The 17,417-nt window shown below is 43.2% G+C and carries 17 protein-coding genes and 2 pseudogenes; 10 read left to right on the forward strand and 9 right to left on the reverse strand.

The genetic code is table 11. The annotated features are described in order from the left end of the window. Positions 1-5 precede the first annotated feature (5 nt). Complete coding sequence (locus tag BA1_RS03685; protein ID WP_008355862.1) at positions 6-1,244, reverse strand: MFS transporter; 1,239 nt, start codon at positions 1,242-1,244, stop codon at positions 6-8. 403 nt (positions 1,245-1,647) lie between these two features. Here BA1_RS03685 and BA1_RS03690 point away from each other — a divergent pair, with 403 nt between their 5' ends. Continuing rightward, positions 1,648-3,078, forward strand: a complete 1,431-nt coding sequence (locus BA1_RS03690; protein WP_008355864.1) for an SLC13 family permease — start codon at positions 1,648-1,650, stop codon at positions 3,076-3,078. Here the strand turns inward: BA1_RS03690 and BA1_RS03695 are convergent. Beyond that, on the reverse strand, positions 3,010-3,414 hold the full coding sequence (locus tag BA1_RS03695; protein WP_008355865.1) for a hypothetical protein: 405 nt from the start codon (positions 3,412-3,414) through the stop codon (positions 3,010-3,012). The genes BA1_RS03690 and BA1_RS03695 overlap by 69 nt on opposite strands. Positions 3,415-3,505: 91 nt before the next feature. Between BA1_RS03695 and BA1_RS03700 the strand changes: the two genes are divergently transcribed. Next, positions 3,506-3,733 carry a hypothetical protein gene (locus tag BA1_RS03700; RefSeq protein WP_008355867.1) on the forward strand — a complete coding sequence of 76 codons (228 nt, stop codon included), beginning with the start codon at positions 3,506-3,508 and terminating at the stop codon, positions 3,731-3,733. Here the strand turns inward: BA1_RS03700 and BA1_RS03705 are convergent. Further along, entirely contained in the window at positions 3,714-4,193 is a 480-nt protein-coding gene (locus BA1_RS03705) for an Hsp20/alpha crystallin family protein (RefSeq protein WP_008355870.1), read from the reverse strand. The genes BA1_RS03700 and BA1_RS03705 overlap by 20 nt on opposite strands. A gap of 65 nt (positions 4,194-4,258) precedes the next feature. Between BA1_RS03705 and BA1_RS03710 the strand changes: the two genes are divergently transcribed. Both BA1_RS03710 and BA1_RS03715 read left to right on the forward strand, forming a co-directional pair. After that, positions 4,259-4,516, forward strand: a complete 258-nt coding sequence (locus tag BA1_RS03710; RefSeq protein ID WP_003213975.1) for a hypothetical protein — start codon at positions 4,259-4,261, stop codon at positions 4,514-4,516. Positions 4,517-4,522: 6 nt separating this feature from the next. Continuing rightward, complete coding sequence (locus tag BA1_RS03715; RefSeq protein ID WP_008355873.1) at positions 4,523-4,756, forward strand: hypothetical protein; 234 nt, start codon at positions 4,523-4,525, stop codon at positions 4,754-4,756. Between the two features lie 36 nt (positions 4,757-4,792). Here BA1_RS03715 and BA1_RS03720 read toward each other — a convergent pair whose 3' ends face one another. Both BA1_RS03720 and BA1_RS03725 read right to left on the reverse strand, forming a co-directional pair. Further along, entirely contained in the window at positions 4,793-6,184 is a 1,392-nt protein-coding gene (locus tag BA1_RS03720) for a branched-chain amino acid transporter BcaP (RefSeq protein ID WP_008355875.1), read from the reverse strand. A gap of 180 nt (positions 6,185-6,364) precedes the next feature. Further along, positions 6,365-7,438, reverse strand: a complete 1,074-nt coding sequence (locus BA1_RS03725; protein ID WP_008355877.1) for a tetratricopeptide repeat-containing glycosyltransferase family 2 protein — start codon at positions 7,436-7,438, stop codon at positions 6,365-6,367. 133 nt (positions 7,439-7,571) lie between these two features. Here BA1_RS03725 and BA1_RS03730 point away from each other — a divergent pair, with 133 nt between their 5' ends. Then, entirely contained in the window at positions 7,572-9,458 is a 1,887-nt protein-coding gene (locus BA1_RS03730; RefSeq protein ID WP_008355879.1) for an ABC-F family ATP-binding cassette domain-containing protein, read from the forward strand. A gap of 191 nt (positions 9,459-9,649) precedes the next feature. Here BA1_RS03730 and folE2 read toward each other — a convergent pair whose 3' ends face one another. Continuing rightward, positions 9,650-10,546 carry a GTP cyclohydrolase FolE2 gene (folE2, locus tag BA1_RS03735; protein ID WP_008355881.1) on the reverse strand — a complete coding sequence of 299 codons (897 nt, stop codon included), beginning with the start codon at positions 10,544-10,546 and terminating at the stop codon, positions 9,650-9,652. Positions 10,547-10,657: 111 nt separating this feature from the next. On the opposite strand from folE2, the pseudogene BA1_RS03740 reads away from it, so the two are divergent. Continuing rightward, positions 10,658-10,930: pseudogene (locus tag BA1_RS03740) on the forward strand (MFS transporter); the annotation flags it as partial. Positions 10,931-10,981: 51 nt separating this feature from the next. Here the strand turns inward: BA1_RS03740 and BA1_RS03745 are convergent. Next, complete coding sequence (locus BA1_RS03745; protein ID WP_008355885.1) at positions 10,982-12,535, reverse strand: ABC-F family ATP-binding cassette domain-containing protein; 1,554 nt, start codon at positions 12,533-12,535, stop codon at positions 10,982-10,984. A 152-nt stretch (positions 12,536-12,687) separates the two neighbouring features. Here BA1_RS03745 and BA1_RS03755 point away from each other — a divergent pair, with 152 nt between their 5' ends. Next, positions 12,688-13,830: a DEAD/DEAH box helicase gene (locus BA1_RS03755; RefSeq protein ID WP_008355886.1), complete on the forward strand. Its 1,143-nt coding sequence runs from the start codon at positions 12,688-12,690 to the stop codon at positions 13,828-13,830. Positions 13,831-14,127: 297 nt separating this feature from the next. Here BA1_RS03755 and BA1_RS03760 read toward each other — a convergent pair whose 3' ends face one another. Beyond that, positions 14,128-15,132: an NADP-dependent oxidoreductase gene (locus tag BA1_RS03760; protein ID WP_008355888.1), complete on the reverse strand. Its 1,005-nt coding sequence runs from the start codon at positions 15,130-15,132 to the stop codon at positions 14,128-14,130. Positions 15,133-15,254: 122 nt separating this feature from the next. Next, positions 15,255-15,632, reverse strand: a complete 378-nt coding sequence (locus BA1_RS03765) for a YfmB family protein (protein ID WP_034738324.1) — start codon at positions 15,630-15,632, stop codon at positions 15,255-15,257. 221 nt (positions 15,633-15,853) lie between these two features. Between BA1_RS03765 and BA1_RS03770 the strand changes: the two genes are divergently transcribed. From BA1_RS03770 to BA1_RS19640, 3 genes and pseudogenes are all read left to right on the forward strand, one after another. After that, positions 15,854-16,234 carry a YflT domain-containing protein gene (locus BA1_RS03770; protein ID WP_008355892.1) on the forward strand — a complete coding sequence of 127 codons (381 nt, stop codon included), beginning with the start codon at positions 15,854-15,856 and terminating at the stop codon, positions 16,232-16,234. Then, on the forward strand, positions 16,231-16,443 hold the full coding sequence (locus BA1_RS03775; RefSeq protein ID WP_008355895.1) for a bifunctional 5-amino-6-(5-phosphoribosylamino)uracil reductase/diaminohydroxyphosphoribosylaminopyrimidine deaminase: 213 nt from the start codon (positions 16,231-16,233) through the stop codon (positions 16,441-16,443). Before BA1_RS03770 ends, BA1_RS03775 begins: the two co-directional genes overlap by 4 nt. An 89-nt stretch (positions 16,444-16,532) precedes the next feature. After that, positions 16,533-17,417, forward strand: a pseudogene (locus tag BA1_RS19640) (hypothetical protein); the annotation flags it as partial.

Below are 17,417 nucleotides of genomic sequence, written 5' to 3' on the forward strand. Positions count from 1 at the left end.
TTCATTTATGATTCATTCCATTTGGTGATGGTTTGATCACTAGGAAGCAGGACAGCTAAAATGCCTAAAATTGGTAAAAAGGCTGCACCGATCATGGTAGGCGTTAAACCGAAGGCATCAATGAATGAGCCGAGGGCAACCGATCCGATTGCACCCATTCCAAACGCCAGCCCAACCGTTAAACCAGACATTGTGCCGATTTTCCCGGGAAATAGTTCTTGGGCGTATACCACTGTAACAGAGAAGCTTGACATTAAAATGATGCCAATGAGTCCAAGTAAAACATACGCAAAAACAGGTCCGGCAAAAGGCAATAAAAGGGCAAGTGGAAAGGATGCTAGTAATGAAGCCAAAATCACGGTTTTCTTGCCAAATCGATCTGCAAGCGGTCCGCCTAGAAATGTCCCGACTGCACCCATTATAAGAAATAAGAAAATATAAGTTTGTGATTCTTTAATTGTCAAACCATATTGTTGAATTGCATAAAACGCATAGAAATTCGAGATTGCATTCCCATACCAAGAGCGAGCAAAAATAAGGAAGACGATAATGCCGAGTGCCGCGAGTGCTGACTTGCGATGCATATCAGATCTGGCCGCTTTTGCAGCCGCTTTTTTCGCTTGTGCTCGAATGGTTTGAAGCTTCCCTGCGTACCATCTCGAAATGTAGAGAAGGAAACAGGTAGCAACCAATCCAACAATCGTAAACCAGGCGACTCCTGGCTGGCCGAGCGGGACGAGCATGAGTGCGGCAATCAGTGGTGCAAGGGCTTGACCTGTATTTCCGCCGACTTGATAGATTGATTGTGCAAGTCCACGTCTTGGACCAGCTGCCATATTGGCAACGCGGGAACCCTCTGGATGGAAAATAGCAGAGCCGAGTCCGATAAAGGCGACGCAAAGCAGAATGGTCGTAAAGGATGGTGCAAATGCAAGACCGAAAATACCGACAGCGCTTGAGAATAGTGCAATGGGAAGTGCGTAGGGCATCGGCCGTTTATCTGTGTACCACCCAATAGCAGGCTGCATCACGGAGGAGACCATATTTAATGTAAAGGCAATCAGCCCTAATTGTGTAAAGGTCAGCCCCATTGATCGTTCTAAAATAGGGAACATGGCAGGAATAACGGCTTGTAATGTGTCGTTGAGCAAATGGCAAATACCGATAATCAATAAAATAGGATAAACTGTTGAGCCAGTGACAGCTTTTTGAGGTTTATCCTTTGCACGAGCAGCAATAGCCAATGAGACTTCCTCCTTTCATTCAACTGGTTTCTTTTTGCATTCTCCTCATTTTATTCATAAGGTGAACTATAAAACAATAGCAAATTGTCATGATGTAGAAAAAAGAGACACACGCTCTTGATGGAGAGCGTGTCAGATTGTTGACAAAGGGCTAAAATGTCCTTTATTTTAGCCCTTTGTCTTCCTTATTTTACAGTTATTGTGTACGATTTGTATAGTTTCTCATGGGAATCATGCTGCGTGAATAAGACAAATGAACTGCTGATAGTCATTTTGGGTGTCAAATTTCACTGTGTTTATCGAGTCTTTATGCCTGCTCTTGGTAAAAGGGAAATCACTTCATATCATCGAAGGATCATAAGGGAATAAATCGCTTGGAAGCGATAACAAAATGGAGGGATGTATGATCGCTTATCAAAAAGTGAATATCACAGGATTATTGCTAGGACCGTGCTTATTTCTTATCCTCATGTTTTTGATACCAGCGTCAGAATTGGCCTATGCACCTAAGGTAGTGCTTGCTGTCACAGCTTGGACGGCTACTTGGTGGGTAACAGAAGCATTGCCGATTCCAGCTGCGTCTCTATTGCCGATTATTTTACTGCCAACGCTTGGGGGACTGTCGATGGATGCAACGGCAAAATCCTACGGTGATCCGATTGTCTTTATGTATATGGGTGGTTTTATGATTGCAATTGCGATTGAGAAATGGAATTTACATCGACGAATGGCCTTACATATTCTCAATTTTATTGGCACAAGAAGTGACCGTATTGTATTAGGGATTATGATATCAACGGCTTTTTTATCTTTATGGATTTCGAATGCTGCTACAGCTTTAATGATGCTTCCTGTGGCACTCGCTATCATTAAAGAAGTCAAAGCAAATCAGATATTGTCAGGGCATTCACTTGAGAAGTTTAGTAAAAGCATTTTGCTGTCTGTTGCGTATTCTGCCTCGATCGGCGGATTAGCGACACTCGTCGGAACAGTTCCTAATGCAGTGTTTGCCGCAATGTCTAAAAAATTATTAGATCGTGACATTATGTTTTTTGAATGGTTTTTATTTGGCTTTCCTGTCACAGTCGTTATGCTGTCTCTCTTATATGTATATTTAACAAAAATTCAATTTCGGGTGGAGCATCGAAGTGATATCAAAGCTCACTTCATTCAAAAGGACTTAAAGGATTTAGGAAAGATCAAACAAGAGGAAAAATGGGTTCTTACGGTTTTTCTCATGACTGCGTGCCTATGGATCTTTAAATCTTTGTTGTTTGGAAATCTTTATGTATCAGATACATCTATTGCAATTTTTGGTGCAATCCTGCTCTTTCTCATTCCATCGACGAATGGTGAGAGAATTCTAGAATGGCAGGATATGAAACAGCTTCCTTGGGGGCTATTGCTTTTATTTGGGGGCGGTTTGTCGCTTGCCACAGGATTTGCAGAAACCGATTTGACGGGCTGGATGGGGGAGAAGCTTCAACTTTTAAACGGTCTGTCTTATTTCATGATTATCTTCATTTTAACGGCTGCCGTTCTGTTTATGACAGAATTTATGTCAAATACAGCTGTGGCCAATATGGTGATTCCCATCACAGTAGGGCTTGGCCTGGCCATTGGCATTGAGCCGTATGGTTTAATGGCTGCGGCTGCGTTAGCTTCCTCGTGTGCGTTTATGCTACCAATCTCTACACCGCCAAATGCGGCTGTCTTTAGCGCAGATATACTCAAAATTTCTGATATGGTCAAGGCGGGCTTTTGGTTAAATATCATCAGTATTGTGGCGATTGTTCTTGCGGTTTATTTCTGGCTGCCGATCGTGCTGAGATGAGGGCTTTGATCGAATCGAAACGGTTGGTGCAGATGTTTCTTTTGGCTTCGGTGCTGGAGCGGGCTTTTTGAGGTGCGCGTCCTTTGGCGTATAATAGGTTGCCCCAATGTTGAGTCTGCCTTGCAGCTGGTTAATGGAAAGTTCACCAAACTCTAGATGGTAGTCAATTTTGTCCACGTGCAGTGATTCAATATGAATGTGCGTATCCTCTGAAACTGGTGAAGCAGGTGCAGACATTTTTTGTTCAAGAGCAGTGAGTCTTTTTTCCAGCTCGACGACAGACGGGGATGGGCTGGATTCCGTTTTTTTAAAGAGTGATTGAATGAAATGTTTCAAGTGACCACAACCTTTTCTTTCGCCTTGCTCTAGTCTATGGAAAAGCTGCCCGGTATATACTTATAGAGATGACAAGAAAGGGGAGAAAAGCATGCTGCCTACACGGATTCAGATTGCTCATATGAAAACGAATAGTATTGGTGCAGGGTCCTCGATGACATTCGGTTCGACGTTCGTACAAAATCACTGCTCGACGATAAAAAGAAACAATGGTTTCGGTGAGCAAAATGCCGATGGCGTGATCACGATCCTGCCGATTGAAACGGTTGATGATCGTGATCAAATAGATGCAGTGAGTATCAATATTCGTCATCTATGATAATCGCAGTTGCTTTTCCTTCATCCTTTTGCAGCCGGATGTACAGCACGCCGTCTTTAAAGACGGCATTCATTTGACCAAGAATCATATCTGGAAGCCGAATTTTTCTTTCAAACGGACCATATTTCCCTTGCCTTTGACGAAAGTCCTGCTCGTTAAAAAAGGAAAAACGCTGTCCTTTCACAACCAAATATTCCCCATATGACAGCACCTGAACATCTTCCTTCCGGTAGCCAGGCAAATATATTAAGTACTGAAATTCTGTAGGGGTTTCCACAATGTCGATTGGTGGAAATGACGCATCTGTTCCTCGCTGATCTTGTTGCGTGAATGTAAAGGGAGACGGACCATTTGCCATAAAGGGAGATCTTTGCTCATCATCGAATATCATTTTCCAAAAATCATCTCCGTGCATTTGCTGGGCAATATCCATCCACTGCTTCATTTTTTCGAAGTCCATGTGAAGACCTCCTGTTAACATACTTGATGGGTGCTTGCATATACCTATAAAAAGGAGGTTTATCTGTGGTTCAACCAACTCCGTATATCAATATTAATATTTTCATGTTAAAAATTAATTCCTTTGAAAATGCGTCGGCGGTGAATGTCGGACAAAATTTGTTAGCAGAGTGGCAAAACTCAGATAAGAAAAATCAGGGGTACGGACAGAATTTTGGAGATGCCAGCGGTTTTGTCGGAACAAAAAGCCATGTTGATGATCGAGATCAAGTGGACTCACCTGCCTCTTTTTCGCCAGCAGCTAAACCTATTCAAAGGAAGTGACGTGTGATGTTATTCTCACCTTCAGTCGTCAATGTCGGTGCTTTTAAAATCAATGCAATGGACCGGGGGGCTTCACTCACGCTAGGTCCTTATCAGCAGGTCGATTATTTTCTTTCGATGAAAATGAACCAAGGTTTTGGTGAGGACAATGGAGATTGTTCACCGCTTGTCATTCCAATTTCAAGCGTATTAGATCCAGATATGATCGACTCGAATTCAGCTAAAAACAGTGTGATTTAAGCAAAAAAAGAGACCGGGAATCCCCGTGTCTCTTTTCTAATGTGTTTGATTGAGATGGCTTTTTCGTCTTGCATACGTGAAATAAACAATGACACCAATAGCCACCCAGATGAGGAAAGCTCTCCATGTCACCCATGAAAGTGTCGTCGCAAGTTTAATACATATGACGGCACTAATAATCGGAAGAACAGGCACGAATGGTACCTTAAATGCTGCTTTGACATTCGGGTGTTTTTCTCGTAAAACGATCACAGCGATCGAGATCACCGTAAAGGCCGCAAGTGTACCGATGCTGACTAAATTAGCCAGTGTTGATAAGTTGACGAATCCAACGATACATGCCGCAACAATCCCTGTCAGCCAAGTGTTGGCAACCGGTGTTTTCGATTTTGGATGAACGTTTGAGAAAATTTTCGGCATCAGCCCATCTCGGCTCATAGCAAAGGTTAAACGAACCTGGGCATACACAAGAGCGATTAACACGGTCGTAATCCCGATAATCGCACCTGCGGATATAATGCCAGCGACACTATTCAGGCCAACAACTTGAAGAGCAAATGCGACAGGGTCACTGACATTTAGCTTCGTATAGTGAACCATGCCTGTTAAGACGAATGAAACACCGATGTATAAAATCGTACAAACGCCGAGCGCACCAATAATTCCGATTGGCATCGCCTTTTGTGGATTTTTGACTTCTTCTGATGCATTAGCAATTGCATCAAATCCAAGATAAGCAAAAAAGACAGTCGCAGCTCCGGCAATGACGCCATTAAAGCCCATTGGCATAAAAGGTGTCCAGTTTTCAGGTTTAACGTAAGCGAAGCCTGAAATGATAAAGAGCAGGACAATGGCAATTTTGATGAGCACAATGATGTTATTCAGCTTTGTGCTCTCTTTTACGCCTCTTGAGACAATAAAGGTAATGAGTAAAATAATGAGTGCGCCTGGCAGATTAAAGACGGCCCCATCAACGGCTCCAGGTGCACCCGATAAGGCCTTCGGTATGTGCAGGCCGAATCCACTGAGCAGTGATTGAAAATAGGACGACCATCCACTGGCTACAGCAGAGAGCGCAACGACATACTCGAGCATTAAATCCCAGCCCATTAAAAAGGCGAGGAATTCGCCAAGTGTGGCATAAGAATACGTATAAACGCTTCCTGACACTGGAATGGACGAGGAGAATTCTGCGTAGCAAAAAGCAGCAAGAGCGCATGCGATCGCAGCCAAAATAAAAGATATAATAATCGCAGGTCCCGCATCTTTCGCAGCAGCGACCCCCGTAATGACAAAGATCCCAGTCCCGACCACACAGCCGATGCCAAGCAAGATTAAATCAAATGTATTCAAAGAACGACTCAGCCGCTTTGTTTGACTTTCAAGCATGAGCTGGTCGAGAGATTTTTTTCTAAATAAAGAACTCATGTTGACCTCCTAATGGATAAATCTTTTCGTAAGACGAATGTTAGTATATGCGTAAATGATAATTTAGTCAATTGGTTGAAAAACGCTTTAAATCGCTAAAGCGTGACATATCATAAGCGTTCAATGGATATAAAAAGACATCCGCCGGCACATAACAGGCGAATGCGGCAACAGGAGATCTTACGGCTGTTCAGCAAATATTTTTTCGTTGTACAGCACACTCGGATGGGCAGGGTAATGGACTGATGAAGCAAGGTGATGGGTTTTGGCTTGCTCCAAATCGCCGAGCTGATAATAACAATAGCAAAGCTGGAGGTGAGGGTACCACGTTTTATATTGGATGAGTGTAAAGCCTGTTTCGTTTTCAGGAGCCTTCAGGGCCTGCTCATACCAAAAGATAGCTGCTTGGTGTTTATTTTGTGTTTTAAAATGATCCCCGATCCGGCAGCAAAATTCAGGGCGGGGTTGATCATATAAGAAGGAGCGCAATAATGAGGATAGGGCCGCTTCCTCGAAACCTACTGCATAGTAGCAGTCAGCTAAATATTGACATGCGCGAATTTCATCCTCAATCCAGCATTGTTTTGTGGCTAAAAATTGATGATAAAAACGAATGGCCCTCACATGTTGCTTGTGATCCCTTAGCTCATTGGCAAAGTAAAAGAGATCACGTGGCGTCATCTCCTCACCGTTTGCAAGCATGTCTTCATAAATTCGCAGGTTGCGCCCAGGCTCCACAGCGGTAGTTTTCTTACGCTTTTGATGTGTGACGGCGATTTCGGCTGGAAAGATGTTGCCATACACTTGGAGAAATTCATGAACGGCTCCGTACCATTGAAAGTGTAAAGCACGTTTGACGAGCCGGTTTCTTCTATATTTAAAATTCACATGACCGTCCTTATCAAATCCAACGTGGTAAAACATCGAGACGGAATCCACAGCGGGATCAAGAGTCTGCTTGAGCTGAAGAAGCTTTTTTCGGTCCTCTTCAAGCAGGACATCGTCTGCATCCAGCCATAGGATATACTCTTTTGTTGCATGGGAAAAAGAGAAATTGCGGGCTTTTGCAAAATGCTGAACCCATTCAAAGTCGAGCACCTGTGCTGAAAAAGAGTGAGCAATTTCCTTCGTCCGATCTGTTGATCCTGTATCAACGATGATCATCTCATCTACAATGTCTTGAACAGAAGAAAGGCAGTCCGCTAAAACCTCCTCTTCATTTTTCACAATCATACATAAGCTAATGGATATCATCTATAGATCACCTCATCATAGTGTATCGAGCATCAAAAGGAAACATTCTTTTCAGTAGCGGGTTTTTTAAAACTAGTTTTCTGCTACTGGCTGATTTAAAATAAAGGAAGAATCTATGTAAGGGCTGATAAAATTGAGTTTATTGAATGTTGAAGGATTATATAAAACCTATGGCGAAAAAACGCTGTTTGATCATATCTCTTTTCATATAGAACCAAAGGAACGCATCGGTTTAATTGGACCAAATGGAACAGGCAAATCAACGCTTCTAAAGGTGATCGCAGGGCTTGAATCGTTTGAGGAGGGTGACATCACGAAAGCAGGAACACTTGATATCGAATTTCTTGAGCAAGATCCTGAGATGAGCGGAGATGAAACAATTCTCGACTATATTTTTTCTGGAACAGCACCGATGATTCAAACGATGAAGGCGTATGAACAGGCGCTTGCTAATTTAGCGCATGATCCGCAAAATGAAGCAAAACAAGAGGCGCTCATGCGTATGCAAAATAAAATGGATCAGGAGGACGCATGGGATGCAAACCTTTCGGCGAAAACGATTTTGACAAAGCTTGGTGTCCAAGATGTGAGCCGTTCTGTTCATGCGTTATCGGGCGGACAGAAAAAGCGTGTTGCCATCGCCAAAAATTTAATCCAGCCTGCGGGTTTGCTGATTTTGGATGAGCCGACGAACCATCTAGATAATGCAACCATTGAATGGCTTGAAGGGTATTTGAGTCAATACAGCGGGGCTGTTATCCTTGTGACCCATGATCGTTATTTCTTAAACCGTGTTGCCAATCGGATTTATGAATTAAATCAAGGGCAGTTGTATACGTATAAAGGAAATTATGAAGTCTTTTTAGAAAAAAGAGCAGAACGAGAAGCGGAAGCTCAGGTGAAGGAAACGAAACGTCAAAATCTACTTAGACGAGAGCTTGCTTGGCTGAGAAGAGGGGCAAAGGCTAGAACGACAAAGCAAAAAGCACGAATCGGCAGAGTAGAAGAGCTGAAGGATCAAAAGGGACCTGATGCAAAGGGCGAGCTTGATTTTGCGATCGGTTCTCACCGGCTTGGAAAACAGGTGATGGAGGTAGAAGAGATCAGCATCTCATTTGCTGGCCAAACCCTTGTGGAGCGCTTTTCCGATTTAGTCGTGCCAGGTGACCGTATTGGATTAATCGGACCGAACGGAGTGGGGAAAACCACGTTACTTCATTGTCTAGCGGGTAAAATAGAACCGACTACTGGACAATTGACTATTGGCCAAACGGTTCGCATTGGCTATTACACGCAGGATCATCATGAAATGAATGAAGAGCTGACCATCATTGATTACATCAAAGAAACAGCTGAAATCGTGAAGACAACGGATGGCACCATTGTGACAGCCGAGCAGATGCTGGAGCGGTTCTTATTCCCAAGATCCATGCAGCGCACGTTTATTCGCAAGCTGTCAGGAGGAGAGCGCCGCAGATTATATTTACTAAAAGTCTTGATGGAAGAGCCGAATGTTCTCTTTTTAGATGAGCCGACGAACGATCTTGATACAGAGACGCTCAGCATTTTAGAGGATTATTTGGAGCAGTTCCCTGGCGTAGTCATCACAGTGTCGCATGATCGTTATTTCTTAGACCGAGTCGTTCATCGCCTGCTTGTTTTTGAAGGAAATGGACGCATATCACATTTTCAAGGGGCATACAGCGATTACATGGAGCAAGAAAAAGAGCAGAAGCGAACAGAGACAAAGCCTCCTGAAAAACAAGTAGAAGCGGCCCCTAAAAAGAGAAAAAAACTGTCCTATAAGGACCAGATTGAATGGGATGGGATTGAAGACCGGATCCAAGCATTAGAGGAAAAAAACCAGCAGCTCGAAGCTAGCATTACTGAGGCAGGCAGTGATTTCGGGAAAATTCAAGAGCTGATGGACAAGCAAAAAGCCGTCACAGAAGAATTAGAACAAGCGATGGACCGCTGGACAGAACTGTCGATGATGATAGAGGAATTGGAAAGCAATTAAGCGTGCTGACAAAATTGCATAAAAGAAGACGAAGGGCTCATCATGAGCCCTTTTTCTTCTTTTCAGCGTGATAGAAAACCATTGAATTCCAGAAAGGATAGCTGCTTTCAAAGAGCGAATTGAACCTTCGTGAGCAACAGCGCTTAGGGCGAATACGAGGGTTTGTCTACACGCTCAACTGTAGAGAGGCTTTACAGTTTTTTTTGATAAGAGCATTTAGCATAAGCATCGTGCTGATGAATGGATTCTTCATTGCGGCACTCGACTTGAAAGCCCTTGACCCAGTTTTGTTCATAAAGCTCGGCCGCAATTAACCTCGTGACATCCTCCACAAAGCGTGGATTTTCATAGGCCTCTTCTGTCACTTTCTTTTCATCAGGTCTTTTAAGTACGGGATAAAGGGGCGCACTCGCATTGGACTCGATGATCTGCAGTAGATCAGCTTTCATGTCATCAGGGAGCTGTACTTGTTCAAACAGCTCTACCTGAATAGACACAGTGCCGCGCTGATTATGCGCGCCGTATTCACTGATTTCTTTTGAACAAGGGCATAGTGTAGTGACCTGTGCAGTGCAGCCAACATGACAGATCCATCCGTTTTCTTCATGAAAATGGACGTCATATTGCACAGTCGCATGCATCAAACCGGACTTTCGGCTCACTGGGCTCTTTTTTTCCATGTACCAAGGAAAGGAAACCTGAACAGAGGCGGATGGCTGATTCATTTGCTTGGCAAGCTGTGCCGTCAATTCTTTTAAGGAATTCACATCAAGCGGCTTTCCGCTCTCGTAAAATGAGTGCAGCTGTTCAGTAAGACGGCTCATATGAATGCCTTTTTGATGAGCTGGCAAGTATGTGCTCAGTGCAAAGGCAGCGGAAGTTGTTTGGTGCTGTGGTGCCGTTTTAGACAAAATATGTACAGGATACGACACGCGGCAAATTCCCACTTGTTCAAGATCAAAATAAAAGTCCTGCTCCGTCTGTTGTATGTCCATCATGTCCTCTTTTTGACAAGGCTTCGTTCGAGCGCTTGGCGGGACAGATCCAAATTGTTGGTGTCGTTCTTTTTTGGGTGGAAAAGAAAGCATAGTGTACCTCCTTTAAATCGTAATAATTCCTATTTATTTTGCATCAAACAGCAGGAGAAATCAAGGGTCAAAAATTTAACGTTTACGTTAAGGTTATAAAACATTTGCGGAATTGTCATCGCTGGGGGAATTCTCGGCATGATCAATACGGTGCTTACGACGGCTGTCATGGGCTCAGCACCTGTTGAGCGTTCAATTGCTTCATCCTCTTACAGCGCAGTACGATTTATTGGTGGTGCGATTGCTCCTTGGATTGCCGGCGTACTCGCTGAAACGTATACAGCAAGTACGCCCTATTATGTAGGGGCGGCTGTTGTGCTGGCAGGGATGATCATCCTGCTTCTTGGCCGTAAGCATTTGGTGAATATACAGGCCGGTCATTAAAATAGAAAAAAGCCTTATATCTTTTTGAACAGATATAAGGCTTTTTTGACGTTATAATACTTTTGTCGTCCAAGATTCACAATTCCATGTATCGGTTGCAACATCTTGATAAAATTCAGGTTCGTGGGAAATCAATAAGACGCTGCCTTTATATTCTTTTAACGCACGTTTTAGTTCTTCTTTCGCATCGACATCTAAGTGGTTTGTCGGCTCATCGAGAACAAGTAAATTGGTTTCTTCATTTATCAGCTTACAGAGGCGGACCTTTGCTTTCTCACCGCCGCTTAGAACAGATACACGGCTTTCAATATGCTTTGTCGTTAATCCGCATTTGGCAAGGGCTGCTCTCACTTCATATTGCGTGTAAGAAGGGAAGGTGCTCCACACTTCTTCAATACAGGTGTTGCTGTTTTGCTCTTTGACTTCTTGCTCAAAGTAGCCGATATGCAAGAATTCTCCACGTTCCACCTCGCCAGAAATTGGCGTGATTTCTCCAAGAAGGCTTCGCAGCAGCGTTGTTTTACCGATACCATTTGCGCCATATAAGGCGATTTTCTGTCCGCGTTCCATTTTCAGATTCAATGGGCGAGAGAGCGGTTCGTCATAACCAATGACTAAATCTTTCGTTTCAAAAATCAGTTTCCCAGACGTACGAGCCGGTTTAAAGTGGAATTCTGGTTTTGGCTTTTCGGCCGCCAGTTCAATCATATCCATCTTATCCAGTTTCTTTTGACGGGACATCGCCATATTTCTTGTGCTGACACGTGCTTTGTTTCTTGCAACAAAATCCTTTAGTTCAGCGACTTCCTGCTGCTGCCTTTTATACGCTGCTTCTAGCTGCTGCTTTTTCACTTCGTACACTTGTTTAAATTGATCATAATCACCAACGTATCGCGTGAGTTCTTGATTTTCAACATGATAAATCAAGTTAATGACACTGTTTAGGAACGGGATATCATGTGAAATGAGGATAAATGCATTTTCATACTCCTGTAAATAGCGTTTCAGCCACTCAATATGCTGCTCATCCAAATAGTTGGTCGGCTCATCGAGAAGGAGAATTTCTGGCTTCTCTAACAGCAATTTTGCCAGCAGGACTTTTGTACGCTGCCCGCCGCTCAGCTCTGTCACATCACGATCCAGCCCAAGATCCGTTAACCCAAGACCTCTTGCGATTTCTTCCACCTTGGAATCAATGATATAGAAATCATTGTTTGTCAGTGCATCCTGAATGACGCCAACTTCCTCTAACAGCTTTTCCAGCTCATCAGGATCAGCTTCACCCATTTTGCCATAAATGTCATTCATTGAGGCTTCCATAGAGAATAAATAATGGAAGGCATCTTGAAGGACTTCACGGATGGTTCTTCCTTTTTCTAGCACGGTATGCTGATCAAGGTAGCCCACACGGACATTTTTGGCCCATTCGACTTTTCCTGCATCTGGCTCTAGCTTGCCAGTAATAATATTCATAAACGTTGACTTTCCTTCACCGTTAGCGCCGATCAAGCCGACATGCTCGCCTTTTAATAAACGGAAGGAGACTTCGTGGAAAATGGCTCTGTCACCAAAGCCATGGCTTAAATCTTTAACAGATAATATCATTTTTTACACCTCAAATAGATTCAAAACGGCTAGTGCCTCTCATGATTATATCGAACTGTCCGGCTCGATAAAAGCATCAAAAGAAAAATTGCGTTTCAAAGCTGATTTTGAGATACTTAAGGATAGATTGAATGAGGATAAAGGAGATCGACATGACCGAAAATTGGGCATTTTTAAAAGAAGCCAAACCATTTATACAAAAGAACTTTGAAGCGGCTGGCTTTGAGAAACCAACAGCGATACAAGAAAAAACAGCAGAGTGGATTACGGAAAAGCGCGATGTGATTGCAGAATCACCAACTGGAACGGGGAAGACACTTGCGTATGTTCTGCCGCTTTTAAATAAAATTGATGTGAGTATCAAACACCCGCAAGTCTTAATCTTGGCACCTTCAAGAGAGCTTGTGATGCAAATTTTTGATGTTGTGCAAGAGTTCAAACAAGGTTCAGACATCAAAGCTATTTCCTTAATAGGCGGGGCAAACATCAAGAAGCAGCAGGAAAAGCTAAAAAAACACCCAAACATCGTGGTGGCGACACCGGGCCGTGTACAAGAGTTAATCAAAATCAAGAAATTGAAAATGCATGAAGTCAAAACAATCGTGTTAGATGAAGCAGATCAGCTTCTTGTCCCAGAGCATATGAAAACGATCCAAGCGATCATTAAATCAACATTAAAAGAAAGACAAATTCTTTGTTTCTCTGCCACTTTGAAAGAGGAAACCGTTCAACTGATCAAAGAGATGACATCTGAGCCAGAGGTATTGACAATTAGCAGAAGCCAGGAAGAAGCGCAGAAGGTAGGGCATTACTATTTGTTATGTGATCAGCGGGATAAAGTGAAACTGCTCCAAAAGCTATCGCGGCTTGAGGACATGCAGGCGCTTGTCTTTGTGCGCGATATTACGAATTTAAGCATTTATGCAGAAAAATTAGCGTATCATCATGTTGATCTTGGAGTGCTTCACAGTGAAGCGAAAAAAGCAGATCGTGCTGTTATTTTAAAGGCATTTGAACAGCATGAATTTCCGCTTCTTCTTGCAACGGATATTGCAGCAAGAGGCATTGATATCGACGATTTACCGTACGTCATCCATGCAGATCTGCCAAATGAAGAAGGCTATATTCATCGTTCAGGCAGAACAGGCCGTGCAGGAAAAGAAGGGGCTGTCATCAGTCTTGTCACCCATCAAGAGCATGCGATGCTGAAAAAAATGGCGAAAAAGCTGAATCTCTCGCTTGAGGAAATTGTGTATAAACAAGGCCAGCTGCAGCTTGTGCAGCATCAGGCATAATAAAAGGACCCTGCCGTTTGGCGGGTCCTTTCAGCGTGTAGACAAACCCTCGCATTCGCCCGCAGTCCTGCGCGCTGGTGCTCGTCCTTCCTAGACTGCAAAGGTTTTCTATAACGATGAAATGGGTATAAAAAAGACTAGCTACATACAGCGGCTAGTCTCAGCGTATAGACAAACCCTCGCATTCGCCCGCAGTCCTGCGCGCTGGTGCTCGTCCTTCCTAGACTGCAAAGGTTTTCTATCACGCTGAAAAGAAGAAAAAGGGCTAAAATAAAGTTCATTTTAGCCCTTTTGGTGTTATGAAACTTTGACAAGCTGTTTTCCGACATTTTCCCCTTTGAATAGTCCAAGGAACGCATCAGGAATGTTGTCAAAACCTTCGATAATGGTTTCTTTGTAAGTCAGTTTGTCTTCTTTTATCCATTGAGCGAGATCCTTTGCCGCCTCTTCAAAACGATCAGCGTAGTTGGCAACAATGAAGCCTTGCATCAATGCGCTTGTTTTAATGAGTTTTGTTTGTACACGCGGTCCGATGTCTTTGCTAGGGCTAATATTATAAGAAGAAATAGCGCCGCAGACTGGAATACGGGCAAAGCGGTTCAAATGATTCATCACGGCATCAGAGATTTCGCCGCCAACATTGTCAAAATACACATCGACACCGTTTGGACAAGCTTTTGCAATGGCATCATCTAAATCGTTTGTTGTTTTATAATTAATGGTTTCATCAAAGCCGAGCTCTTTTAAATAAGCCAGCTTATCATCAGATCCGGCAATGCCAACGACGTGGGCGCCTTTGATTTTAGCGATCTGTCCGACAACGGAACCAACGGCACCAGCGGCTCCAGAGATGACAACGGTTTCGCCTTCTTTTGGCTGACCAATCGCAAGAAGTCCAAAATAGGCTGTTTGTCCAGGCATGCCTAAAATCCCTAAGTAATAAGATAACGGCGCAATAGATGGATCAATTTTTGTCAGAGACTCTGCTTTGGCCGTAGAGTATTCTTGCCAGCCAAGGAATCCAAGAACAAAGTCACCTTTTTTAAATTGAGGTGATTTGGACTCGATGACTTCTCCTACAACACCCCCCTGAATCACTTCATTGAGCTTGAACGGAGGTGTATAGGATTTTGTATCCTGCATTCGTCCCCTCATATAAGGATCTACAGACACATATTTCGTTTGAATCAAGACTTCACCATCTTGAGGTACTGGTATATCAACGGTTTCAAAATGAAAAACATCTTTTGTAGGTAACCCTTTTGGACGTTTTGCTAATTGAATTTGCTTTTGTTGACTCATGTCAAATCCTCCCTTTCACTTGCATCCTAGATCTACATTAACATGATTGCTTCTTTTCATTCAAAACATACGATCTTTTCAAAACACATACAAAAAAGCAGTCACCATCTAAAAGAAGGGGACTACTTTTTTTGAAGAGAGACAGAAAGGAGCGGCGGGAGAGAAACAAACAGCTGATACACGTCCGCATCACGTTCTTTTAACAAATATTCATTTGCATTTTGCATGGAGGCTTTCATCATATCGTGCGTCACAAAAGGAAAAAGGATATTCAAATATGAGGACAACAGGTCTTGTGGATCTTGTTCGATTGACTCGATATCTCCAATGTTAATAATAATCGAAAAGAGATAATCAATGCAGATGTGAAAGTGCTGTTCAGCAAACAATGTAAGCGGCTTTGCTTTTGATTCTTCAGGATGCCATTTTTGAAAAAGCTGTTTCACCAAATCACTGACAACCCATGCATTAAACTGCTGCTCAGCTGAAAAATAATACATCAGCTCCACCCCATTTCTAGCCTCCAGTATATGAATTGTACAACAAATCATGAGGAATGAACACGATAATTCAGAAAATTTAGTCATTTATGTGGGAATTTTGTCAAAAATAAGTCAATAGGCACAGTAAATACATGTCGCTAAATGGATGTGCAAGTGGAAGGTTTAATGACAAAAGTGACGGGTAAAAGATTCGTAAGACGTTAAAGGAGGAATATATAATGAAACCTGTTGTAAGAGAGTATTCAAATGATGAAACACTTCAAAGAGATGTAGAGCAACTAAAAGCACTCGGTGTTGCAAGAGAGGACATATATGTTCTGTCCCATGACGATGATCGAACAGAGCGTATTGCAAGCAATGCAGATGCAAATACGATAGGTCCAAAAGAAGTTGGACTTAAGCATGCTGTTGGAAATATCTTTAGCAAAAAGGGCGACGAGCTCCGTAATAAAATTCATGAAATAGGTTTCTCTAAAGAAGAAGCTGAGACATTTGAAGAACATCTAGATGAAGGAAAAGTTCTTCTTTTTGTAACAGACCATGAAAAAGTGAAAAGCTGGGCATCATTTCCTATCCATGCCGTTCAGAAGACATCATGAAGAAAGTGATTTCGAAATTGAATAGGAATGAATGGAGCTGTCAAGAAGGTGAGTGCGTCATTTTTAGAAGCAACACTTCTGTACAAAGTCATGACTTAGATGTCACCTTTATCGGAGGGGAAGATGCACCTTCTTACTTTGAAGGAGAAGGTGTGGAAAAACGAAAAGAGGCAATCCGTCCAGTAGAAGTTGAATATAGTATGGTATAAAAAGATTTCATGATGACGATGAGAGTTCAATGAAGAAAAGACCTTGTGCCTGAAGTGCAAGGTCTTTTCAAATTTTTTATAAAAATAAAATGGTACATACAATTTTCCACATGATGATGAATACGATGGATGGAGGTGATTCCGTGAGAAGGTGTAGACAATGCGGAGAGATGTACCCAACTCATACAGACCGCTACCAAAAAGGAAGCTGGTATGATGCGTATAAGGATGATCGCTGGGAATGTGATAGTTGTAAGAAAGGAAAGTCAAAAAAGCTAGTAAAAAATCCATGTTGCGGAAAAGATCCTTGTGTTTGTGTCATTCAAGGATCACATGGAGGAAGAGGAAGAAAAGGTCCAGCAGGTCCAGCAGGTCCAGCAGGTCCAGTTGGCCCAGTAGGTCCAGCAGGTCCAGCAGGTCCAGCAGGTCCAGTTGGCCAAGTAGGTCCAGCAGGTCCAGCAGGTCCAGTTGGCCAAGTAGGTCCAGCAGGTCCAGTTGGCCCAGTAGGTCCAGCGGGTCCAACGGGAGTAGGTTTAACGGGCATCGTAGCATTTGATCAAGCGGCAGCCCCAACATATCCAATAGGTCAAGTAGTGACGTACGAAGGCAGTACGTATGTGGTGAATTCAATACCGCCAATCGGTACGCCGGATACGTCGTTGAATTATACGCTGTTAGCCGCTGCCGGTGCAACCGGTGTCACGGGAGACCCAGGCGCTACGGGTGCGACAGGAGCGACGGGAGTAGGTCTAGCTGGAGTCGTGCCGTTTGATGCGGCAGAAGCGCCAACATATCCAGAAGGTCAAGTAGTGACATATGAAGGTGGAACATATCTTGTGAATACAGCACCGCCAGCAGGCACACCAGATATATCACCAGACTATACGTTATTGGCCGCTGTAGGAGCCACCGGGGCAACCGGAGATACAGGAGCCACAGGAGTCAATGGTGTAACCGGTGTTATAGTTGAAAAA

Source organism: Bacillus xiamenensis (assembly GCF_000300535.1).
Taxonomy (GTDB): Bacteria; Bacillota; Bacilli; order Bacillales; family Bacillaceae; genus Bacillus; species Bacillus xiamenensis.